This is a genomic window from Flavivirga amylovorans, assembly GCF_030540875.1.
Classification (GTDB): domain Bacteria; phylum Bacteroidota; class Bacteroidia; order Flavobacteriales; family Flavobacteriaceae; genus Flavivirga; species Flavivirga amylovorans.
Genome location: NZ_JAUOEM010000010.1, coordinates 96341 through 105514 on the forward strand (window position 1 = coordinate 96341; position 9174 = coordinate 105514).

At 31.9% G+C, this 9174-nt stretch carries 10 protein-coding genes; 8 read left to right on the plus strand and 2 right to left on the minus strand.

Annotated elements, in window-relative coordinates:
* Positions 1 to 32 precede the first annotated feature (32 nt).
* From Q4Q39_RS20055 to Q4Q39_RS20065, 3 genes are all read left to right on the plus strand, one after another.
* Positions 33 to 506, plus strand: coding sequence for a heme-binding domain-containing protein (locus Q4Q39_RS20055; protein WP_303284385.1), 474 nt, complete (start codon positions 33 to 35; stop codon positions 504 to 506).
* A gap of 97 nt (positions 507 to 603) precedes the next feature.
* Positions 604 to 1836, plus strand: a complete 1233-nt coding sequence (locus Q4Q39_RS20060) for a glycosyltransferase (RefSeq protein ID WP_303284374.1) — start codon at positions 604 to 606, stop codon at positions 1834 to 1836.
* An 18-nt stretch (positions 1837 to 1854) separates the two neighbouring features.
* A complete protein-coding gene (locus Q4Q39_RS20065; RefSeq protein ID WP_303284375.1) occupies positions 1855 to 2274 on the plus strand; it encodes a cupin domain-containing protein in 420 nt (139 codons plus the stop codon).
* A 63-nt stretch (positions 2275 to 2337) separates the two neighbouring features.
* On the opposite strand, the gene Q4Q39_RS20070 is transcribed toward Q4Q39_RS20065, so the two are convergent.
* Positions 2338 to 3018, minus strand: a complete 681-nt coding sequence (locus Q4Q39_RS20070) for an SIR2 family NAD-dependent protein deacylase (RefSeq protein WP_303284376.1) — start codon at positions 3016 to 3018, stop codon at positions 2338 to 2340.
* A 102-nt stretch (positions 3019 to 3120) separates the two neighbouring features.
* Between Q4Q39_RS20070 and Q4Q39_RS20075 the strand changes: the two genes are divergently transcribed.
* From Q4Q39_RS20075 to Q4Q39_RS20085, 3 genes are read left to right on the plus strand one after another with little or no spacing between them, the layout of a single operon-like run.
* Entirely contained in the window at positions 3121 to 3777 is a 657-nt protein-coding gene (locus Q4Q39_RS20075) for a TrmH family RNA methyltransferase (RefSeq protein WP_303284377.1), read from the plus strand.
* Positions 3778 to 3816: 39 nt separating this feature from the next.
* The gene (locus tag Q4Q39_RS20080; RefSeq protein ID WP_303284378.1) at positions 3817 to 4344 is read left to right on the plus strand and encodes an SRPBCC family protein; all 528 of its coding nucleotides are present in this window, start codon (positions 3817 to 3819) and stop codon (positions 4342 to 4344) included.
* A 5-nt stretch (positions 4345 to 4349) separates the two neighbouring features.
* On the plus strand, positions 4350 to 4727 hold the full coding sequence (locus Q4Q39_RS20085; RefSeq protein WP_303284379.1) for a VOC family protein: 378 nt from the start codon (positions 4350 to 4352) through the stop codon (positions 4725 to 4727).
* 138 nt (positions 4728 to 4865) lie between these two features.
* On the opposite strand, the gene Q4Q39_RS20090 is transcribed toward Q4Q39_RS20085, so the two are convergent.
* Positions 4866 to 5642: a carboxypeptidase-like regulatory domain-containing protein gene (locus Q4Q39_RS20090; protein ID WP_303284380.1), complete on the minus strand. Its 777-nt coding sequence runs from the start codon at positions 5640 to 5642 to the stop codon at positions 4866 to 4868.
* A gap of 374 nt (positions 5643 to 6016) precedes the next feature.
* Between Q4Q39_RS20090 and Q4Q39_RS20095 the strand changes: the two genes are divergently transcribed.
* Positions 6017 to 6793 (plus strand): DUF5995 family protein, encoded by a 777-nt coding sequence (locus tag Q4Q39_RS20095; protein WP_303284381.1) that lies wholly within the window; start codon positions 6017 to 6019, stop codon positions 6791 to 6793.
* Positions 6794 to 7058: 265 nt separating this feature from the next.
* Positions 7059 to 8942, plus strand: coding sequence for an alpha-L-fucosidase (locus tag Q4Q39_RS20100; RefSeq protein ID WP_303284382.1), 1884 nt, complete (start codon positions 7059 to 7061; stop codon positions 8940 to 8942).
* Positions 8943 to 9174: the final 232 nt, after the last annotated feature.

The window sequence follows — 9174 nt, forward strand, 5'->3', positions numbered from 1 at the left end:
TTTAGGTTTCTAAAATACCCATAATGGAAACAATAAAAAAAATAAAAAAGATATTCTTAGTGTTATTAATCTTATTTATTATCGCTCAATTTTTCGGGCCAGAAAAAAATGAGGGGGATCTAGCATCAATAGAAGCATTTTTTGAAGAAACAAACCCTCCAGAAGCTGTTAAAATTATTTTAAAAGAGAGTTGTTTTGACTGTCATAGTGATATTACGAGATATCCTTGGTATAACCATATTACACCAGTAAATTATTGGTTAGCAGATCATATAAAACATGGTAAAAAACATTTTAATGTATCTAACTGGAAAGAGAATTCTGTAAAACGAAAAGACCATAAATTTGAAGAACTCATAGAGATGGTTGAAGATAAAAGTATGCCTCTTAATTCGTATACTTGGACACACTCTGAAGCTAAACTTTCAGATAAACAAATAAAAGAAGTTGTAGATTGGTCTAAACAAGTACGATTCAAGTATAGTTTAGTTCCGAAACCAGAATAAGTTTGGAATGAGTAGTAAGTAGCATTCAGTAAACTGTTATTCATTTTTAAACAAGTTATGTGATCACATAATTTTAACAAAAAACATTCGTGAATTAGTGGGGAAAAAACTTTTAATCATTGGTTTTGTGTGGCCAGAACCCAAAAGTTCTGCGGCAGGAAGTAGAATGATACAGTTAATTCAGTTCTTTCAAACCCAGCATTACCAAATAACATTTTCCAGCCCTTGTGCTAAAAGCGATAATGCTTTCGATTTAAGAACTATAGGTGCTGATCAAGTTTCTATTGAACTAAATAATACGAGTTTTGATACTTTTATAAAAGGGTTACACCCAGATATTGTCTTATTTGATCGTTTTATGATGGAGGAACAATTTGGTTGGCGTGTTACTGAACAATGCCCAAATGCATTGAGAATTATAGATACCGAAGATTTACATTGTTTACGAAAAGGAAGACAACAAGCTTATAAAGAAGGCAAGGAATTTGATAGGTCTTACTTGTTCAATGATATAGCAAAACGAGAAATAGCGAGTATTTACAGAAGTGATTTAAGTTTGATTATTTCTGAAGCTGAAATGGAAATTCTTAAAAATGACTTTAAAGTTGATGATACTTTATTGCATTATTTACCTTTTATGTTAGAAGATTTATCTGAAGATTCTACTAAAAAGTTTCCAGATTTTGAAGAACGACAACATTTTATAACCATTGGTAATTTTTTACATGAACCCAATTATAATGCGGTATTATATTTAAAAGAAACCATTTGGCCATTAATAAAAAAGCAATGTCCTGATGCCGAATTACATATTTATGGTGCTTATGCTTCGCAAAAAATCAATCAGTTGTATCATGAAAGGAGCGGATTTTTAGTTAAAGGATATGCTGATGATGTAAATGAAGTTATGCAGCAAGCTAGGGTTTGTTTAGCACCTATAAGGTTTGGAGCAGGATTGAAAGGGAAATTAATTGATGCGATGATAAATGGTACACCTAGTGTTACCACAAAAATAGGAGCAGAAGGTATGTTTGGAGATTTAAAACCTAATGGATTTATAGAAGTAGAACCAGAAAATTTTGCTAATAAGGCCGTTGAGTTATATAAAAATGGGCGTCTTTGGAAAGAAAAACAACAAAATGGATATCAAATTATAAAAGAACGTTTTAATAAAGCGGTTTTTCAAGAAATTTTAAGCAATCGAATTGAAGAGCTAACAGGAGAATTTCAGATTAAACGACTCAATAACTTTACAGGTCTAATGTTGCAACATCACCAAATGCAAAGTACCAAGTTTATGAGTAAGTGGATTGAAGAGAAGAATAAATAAAAAGATAATAGCCTAAACATGAAAAGAGTAGTTGTTATTTTAAGCCTAGTAGTAGCATTGACGTCTTGTAAAGCAAATAAAATAACAAAAATACAAGTTGTTAAACTAGCAGAAACTACAAAAAGTTGGAATGGTGATACATTGCCAAATTATCCAGAAGGAAGTCCGAAAATAACCGTTTTAAAAATAACCATACCGCCTAAAACCAGATTGCATAAGCATTATCATCCAGTTATTAATTCTGGTATTTTATTAAAAGGAGAATTAACTGTTGTAGATAAAGGTGACAAGGTTTTAGAGCTTAAAGCTGGTGATGTTATTGTAGAACTTGTAAACAAAGTACACTATGGCATTAATAAAGGGAATAAACCTGCTGAAATTATAGTCTTTTATGCAGGAACAGAAGATTTACCCATTACTGTTATTGAAAAAGATTAGTTTATTGTAAAGTACTTTATTTTAAAGATTTCATTTACCTTTAATAGGTAATAATGCATTGTTTTATTTAAGCAGTGTTTTTGAGATTTTCGCGACTCCAACGGTTGCAGGTTCAGCAATAACAGTTAAGTTTTTTTTACTATCTATTGCTGGTTTTGGGTCTATAAAATATGTAGGTGTATTTTCGGGTACATAATTCATCAAACCTGCAGCAGGATATACCTGCATTGATGTACCAATAATGAGTAAAATATCTGCAGTTTCACAAATAGAAATAGCTTTTTCAATCATAGGCACATCTTCGCCAAACCAAACAATATGAGGTCGTAATTGCTGTCCATTTTGACAAGTATCACCTAAAACTAAATCGGTACGCCATTCCTTAATGTTACTCTCATCAACAATACTCCTTACTTTTAAAAGTTCACCATGTAAATGAACCACATTATTGCTCCCAGCACGTTCATGCAAATCATCTACATTTTGAGTTATAATAGTAACTTTAAAATTGTTTTCAAGCTTTGCTAAATCATAATGAGCAGAATTAGGTGCCACTTCTAATAGCTGTCTGCGACGTTGGTTATAAAAATCTAAAACCAAAGCAGGGTTCGTTTTAAAGCCCTCAGTTGTTGCCACTTCCATAACATCGTGGCCTTCCCATAAACCATCAGCGTCTCTAAAGGTTTTAATGCCACTTTCTGCACTTATACCAGCTCCTGTAAGAACAACCAAATGTTTTTTCATGTTATAAAAATAGGTATTATTTGTTATTTATGTCTTTCGTCTAAGTTTAAATTTAAGAAGGAATCCACACTTTTTTATTAAATTCGATGTTTAACTACAAATATGATAGATTTAAAACTTTTAGAGCATTTAGAAACATATTTAACAGAAAACCGTAAAGCACGTTTTGATCATGTTTTGTCGCAACGTACCAAATATTATACAGTTGCTACAGAAGATGTATATCAATTACATAATACCAGCGCAGTAATTCGTAGTTGTGACGTGTTTGGTATACAGGAAGTTAATATTGTTGAGGAACGTAATTCTAAGCGTATCGATAGAGAAATAGCTATGGGTGCTCAAAAATGGGTAGATTTAAACAGGTACCAAACAGTAAATGATTGTATTTCAGATTTAAAAGAGAAGGGATATCAAATAGTAGCGACCACACCTCATACAAATGATTGTGAATTGCATGAGTTTGATATCACTAAAAAATCCTGTTTTTTCTTTGGAAGAGAAACCGAAGGATTATCTCAAGAAGTCATGGACGCAGCCGATTGTTATTTAAAAATACCAATGGTTGGTTTTACGGAGAGTTTAAATATATCGGTATCTGCAGCAATAATTTTACAACATGTCACAACCAAACTAAGACAATCTACAATTAATTGGCAACTAACTGAGGAAGATATGTTAGAAAAACGTTTAGATTGGATTACAAAAACCATTAAGAGTTACGATGATATTGTTGACCGTTTTTATAGTCAGCAATAATTTTGTAATTTTAAATCGCTAACTATTAATATGTTAATTATGTATATAGTTCTTTATATCGTCATTGGAATTGTTTGCCTATTTATTCTTCTAGCACTTATAGCTCCTAAAAAATATCAAGTAAGCCGAAGTATTGTTATTAATAAACCACTGCCAGAAGTATTCCAATATCTAAAACATATAAAAAATCAAGATAACTGGTCTCCTTGGAAAAAGAAAGATCCAGATATGAAACAAGAATTTATTGGAAATGATGGAGATATTGGATTTATAGCTAAATGGGACGGTAATAAAGATGTTGGTCTGGGAGAACAAGAAATCATGAATATTGTTGATAATGATCGTGTGGAAGCTAGATTACGGTTTTTTAAACCATGGAAATCTGAGTCTGATGCGGTTACTAGTGTTAAAGATGTTGGTGATGGAAATACCAAAGTTACCTGGGGTTTTTCTGGAGTTAATAAAGTCCCTGTCAATATTTTTATGATGCTTTATAATGTTGATAAGCATGTAGGGAAAGATTTTGAAGAAGGTTTAGTAAGTTTAAAAGAAATTTTAGAAAAATAGAAGTTATGGATAATAATATGGTAGGCTGGTTTGAGATTCCAGTAACTAATATGAATCGGGCTATAGATTTTTACAACTCAGTATTTAAAATAGATGTACAGCCCCAGGATTTTGGAGGTACTTTAATGGGGTGGTTTCCATTTGATGAAGGAAAACCAGGAGCAGCTGGTTCTTTAATTCAAAATGAAGCTTATGAGCCAAGCGATAAAAAAGGAACCTTGGTATATTTTAATTCTGAAGATGTCAATAATGAATTGAATAGAGTAGAAGGAGCTGGAGGTAAAGTAATCCAAGCTAAGACACAAATCTCACCAGATATTGGTTATATGGCTATTTTTATTGATAGTGAAGGAAATAGAATAGCATTACATTCTAGAACATAAAAAGCAGTTGAACGTGTTGTTTTGAATGAAATGAAGAATCTACTGAGATTTTGATCTTCTACTTTATAGATTGATAAGATTCTTCGCTACGCTCTGAATGACAACAAAATTTTTTAGAGAACAACTTCTTTGTGAGATTTAAATTCTTTTGCTTCTGCCTCGACTTAGGACTTTATATTCTTCATAGCACTCACTTATAGCGTCTAGTATTTGTAAGTCATTTGCGGTTTGTATAAAACCTTTGGAGTAATCACATTGGCTTACAATCTCATCTAAATCAACACGATCTACCTGCAATAAAACAGTTAGCATTTCCCTATCAAAACGTGATGCCAATAAGTTTCTAATTTCATCATCCTCTTTCATCTTTTTTAACTTTCGTAATTCGTTTGGTTTTTTACCAAACATACGATGTAAAAAATCGGCAGGATTAAAGATGGATCCAATAATTTTAGTTATTGTGCCTTTCGATCCGGCTTCATAACCTGTGCTAGGTAAACCAGAAATACTGTAACGGTAATTATTATTAATAGCAGGTACTTGTTTTATATCAACTTCTAAATATCCTGTAAGTTTTAGTTGGTTTACTACTACTTTTTCAAGAGCTAAAGCTGATTCGGTTAATTCTATATTAGAACTTCCAAACTTTAGCCAGTCGTTAGTAACCCTAACTTTTATAGATTTAAAACCTAAAAATGAAAAATGTAATGTGTCGTTTGCTTTAGCAGAAATTTCAAATTCACCTTTTTTATTCGTAATAGTACCAATGACTTGATTGAGATTAACTATGTTAACACTTTCAAGAGCTGTACCATTTGATGAATTAGTAACTATACCTATAACTTTATTAGCTTCTTGCCCCATACAAATCGCAGAAGTAATTATAAAAGCAAAAAGAAGTAGGTAGTTTTTCATAATCTAAAAATTCAATAGCTAAAATACTAAACAAAAACGGCAAAAGCCACAGTTTAGTCGCAATTTGACTTAAAATTAACAAAAAGTTTAATACATGATATGAATTTATACGCTTTGATGGGAGGGATGAAAATGTAATAGAGACTTTAACCTAGTTAATTTTTAAATGATGCTGTTACGTTGTATTCATCCCAGAATAATAAAAATTATTATGTGGATTATTATAAGTTGTTGAAATTCAATATGGAGTATTTTGTGTGTAAGAATTATATTTATATTTGTGATAGCAGTTATCTCGCAACGGACTTCATTTGCCGCTTTATGCGCTTAGTAAGGCTATTCGTTGCTAATTCAAAAGACAACCTCAAAATTAAATGACAGCAACAACAATAGATGAAGTAATAGAAAATTTAGAGCAAATAATTCAGGAGTCAATAAGTGAAGAAAGTACACTTGGATATTTCGCAGCTCTATATCAAAATGTAACGATACATATAAAAGAAAAATTAGGCAAAAATTATTTCGATGATGATAAAAGGATGGAACAATTGGATGTCATTTTTGCGAATCGATACCTAACTGCATATGCAAAATATAAAGAAAAAAAGGAGGTAACAAAATCTTGGGCAATTGCTTTTAAATCATCGACAGATAGTATGTTAATAGTATTGCAGCATTTATTGTTAGGAATGAATGCCCATATAAATTTAGACTTGGGCATAGCGGCTTCTGAAGTAACAGATGATAAAACTATAAAATCACTGGAATCTGATTTTAATAAAATAAACGAGTTACTGGCAACACTGGTAGATGAAGTTCAAAAAGATTTAGCAGAAATCTGGCCTACATTACTGAAAATTTTAAAATTTTTAAAAAAGGTAGATGACTTTTTAATAAACTTCAGTATGAAATTAGCTCGGAATAAAGCTTGGGAATTTGCAAACGAATTAGTTAAAGGCGATAAAGAAAAAAAAGAAAAACTGCTCGAATTAAAAGACCTAGAGGTATCAGAATTCTCTGAAAAAATAATAAATCCTGGTATTTTAGTGAAAATCTTATTTACAATAATAAGACTAGGAGAACGTGGAAAGTCTTCAGATAAAACTAAGAAATTGGAAAAATTAATTGAAAATAAATTAGATAACCATTAAGTAAAGTAGTAGGTGTGTATTATTTATTTGATTTAAAAGGTTTTAAGTTATTATCATTTATATTGATCAATTACTAGAACTTGTTTTATAGGTTAAATTCAATAGTTCTAATACTAAACAAAACTTTTGAAAATAAACGTAACTTGAACTAAATGAACACTCTTTTGGCTTTTTTTTGATCTTCTTTTTTTTGAGTTTTTCAGATATTTGAACTATACCCCTAAAAACCTTAAAGACCAACTATTAATAACAATAATAACTTAGCATGAAGTTTAGAACATTATTCATTACAACTATTTTTTTGCTTTTAATTTTTAATGGAAACTCCCAAAAAAAGAATGACCCATATAGTAAAGGTTGGGACGAACTGACTCAACATAAAATACCAGAATGGTTTCGCGATGCTAAGTTTGGTATTTATGCACATTTAGGTGTGTATTGTGTACCCGGATATGAGAGTGAATGGTATCCAAGATATATGTATACAAAAGGACATAAGGTTCAGAAATATCATGAAGAAAAATACGGAAAAATATCAGAATTTGGTTATCATGATTTTATTCCAATGTTTAAGTTAAAAAACTTTAATGCAAAAGAATGGGCTAAGTTATATAAGCGATCAGGCGCAAAATTTGCGGGACCGGTTGCCGAACATCATGATGGTTTTTCAATGTGGGACAGTAAAGTTAACCGTTGGAATGCAAAAGATATGGGCCCTAAACGAGATGTTGTGGGAGAACTAACAAAAGCTATTCGAAAGGAAGGTATGAAGGTGATTACTTCTTTTCACCACGGGTTCAATTTAGAAAATTATTATGCAACCGTAGAAGGAACTCATACGGCTAACCCCGAATACGGAGATTTATATGGTAAGTTTGAGAATGAAGAAGAAGGCTATGAACGTTGGCTGGCAAAGTTGGAAGAGGTGATAGATAAATACAAACCAGACCAAATATGGTTTGATTGGGGATTGAGAGCAATACCCATGGAATATCGTCGAAAATTTGCTTCCTATTATTATTCAAAAGAAAAAGAGTGGGATAAGGAATTAATCATTACTCGGAAATTAGACCAATTTCCAGATGGTGTAGGCGTATTAGACTATGAAGGAGGAAGCGCTAGAGACTTAACCCCTTATTTATGGCAAACCGATCAATCAACAGGAGGGCATATTTGGTCATGGCGTGATGGCATTCATATTCGCTCAACCCGTTCCGTGTTACATGAGCTTGTTAAAGTTGTTAGTAAAAATGGCATTTTATTATTGAATATATGTCCAGATGCAGATGGCTCTATTCCTGGGGGGCAAAAGGAAATGCTCTATGAAATAGGAGATTGGTTAGGAGTTAATGGAGAAGCTATATATGGAACTAGACCATGGCGAGTGGCTGGGGAAGGTCCTGATTTGTTTGGTAAATATGGCTACTATATGTTTCATTCAACAGCTCGACAGAAAAGTAATATGAATGTTCGCTTTACACAAAAAGATGGGAATTTGTACGCTATCTGTTTAAATTGGCCAGGTGAAGGTTTCACTTTTGATAAAATTCAGGTTAAAAAGCATTCTGAGAAATCAAAGATTACACTTTTAGGGCATGGGAATGTTGATTATACTGTAGATGGAGAAGATTTAACTATAAACCCACTTTCTATTAAAGAGAAAGATATGTCGTTTAAAGATGCTTATGTATTAAAGTTTGAAGGGTTTGATTTAGAGGCCGATCCTTTTTCTAAACATGAAGTACTACACTTAAACGCTAATAATGCTACAACAACTGGGCAAATTATAGTTAGAAAAGGTAGCAAGAAAAAAGATGGAAGTTATGAGCGTAACCGCTTATATCATTGGAGTAACCCAAGAGATAAGGCTTTTTGGCTGGTAAATGTAAAAGTACCCGGCAAATATATTGTTAGAGGAGAATTAGCTACACGCTTTAGAGCTGCTCGTATGATTTTAGATAACGGTGAAGATACTTTGAAGTTTAGTACCATTCCAAGTGACAAATATGGTGAAGGTTTTGTGAAAGATTATGGCGTGATTAACTTTAGTAAAACTGGTATTCAAAAGGTAGAGTTAAGGCTAGAGGATTTTGATAACTTCCCAGGAATTCAGGCTTTTTGGCAATTGGAACTAGCTCCTTTGGATTAATAATTAGATAGTTATAAATTCCTATTAAAAAGCGTGTATAAGCATTAGGAATTGATTTCTTACTTAAAATCTTTAAGATATTATTAAATAAAAAAGCTTGGGCGATCACCTAGTAGTGGTCGGAAGAAATTCTGACCACTTTTTTTATGTTTCTTTTTTAAAAATCATATTGGGATCACCTCCAGTATGAGTTATAATTATTGCAATTGCAAGGTTCCTAATTTCCATTTTC